The sequence below is a fragment of the Achromobacter sp. D10 genome, from assembly GCF_035282245.1.
In the GTDB taxonomy this organism is placed as follows: Bacteria; Pseudomonadota; Gammaproteobacteria; order Burkholderiales; family Burkholderiaceae_B; genus Achromobacter; species Achromobacter insolitus.
In genome coordinates this window covers 1-706 of the sequence record NZ_JAYJLE010000033.1, presented here as the reverse complement: position 1 = coordinate 706, position 706 = coordinate 1, and the positions used below count along the sequence as shown (strand labels likewise).

At 66.0% G+C, this 706-nt stretch carries 1 protein-coding gene; it reads left to right on the top strand.

The genetic code is table 11. The features are described 5' to 3' along the window. A partial coding sequence (locus VCS63_RS29710; protein ID WP_323881927.1) for a hemagglutinin repeat-containing protein occupies window positions 1–706 on the top strand: 706 nt, incomplete at both ends.

Genomic DNA, 706 nt, shown 5'->3' with positions numbered 1-706 from the left:
TCGCATCCGTCGGCGGCAACCTGCTGCTGGAGAGTTTGCAGGACCGCAGCAAGTACGACTCCAAGAACCAGAGCGCAGGCTTCGGGCTGAGTCTATGCATCCCGCCGTACTGCCAGGGCGCCAGCAGCTTCTCGGCCAACGCCAGCGCCGGCAAGATGAACAGCGACTTCAAGTCCGTCATGGAACAGACGGGCTTGCGGGCAGGCGACGGCGGCTTCCAGATCGACGTCAAGAACGAGACCAAGCTCGCCGGCAGCGTCCTCGCCAGCAGCGACCGGGCCGTGGCGCAAGGGCTGAACACGCTCGACACCGGCACGCTGATCACCGAGGACATCAAGAACCGCGCCAAATACAGCGGCGGCCAGGTGTCCATCGGCGGGGGCTTCGGCTTCGGAGGCGGCAAGGGCGCAGACGCAGGCCTGGGCACGACCAAGGGCGGCCAGGTGGCGGGCGGCGCCAGCAAGGAGCATGGCTCGTCCGTCGCCACTGGCAGCGGCGGCTTTGGCATGGGCACACCCATCGTCGTGGGCGCCAAGGGCAGCAGCAGTTCGACCACACAAAGCGCCATCAGCGGCGGCACGGTCGTAATCCGCGACGAGGCGGCGCAGCAGCATCTGACGGGGATGACGGCGGCGGAAACGATCGTGGCGTTGAACCGGGATACCTCGGACACCTTGAATGCGCTGAAGCCGATTTTTGATAAGGA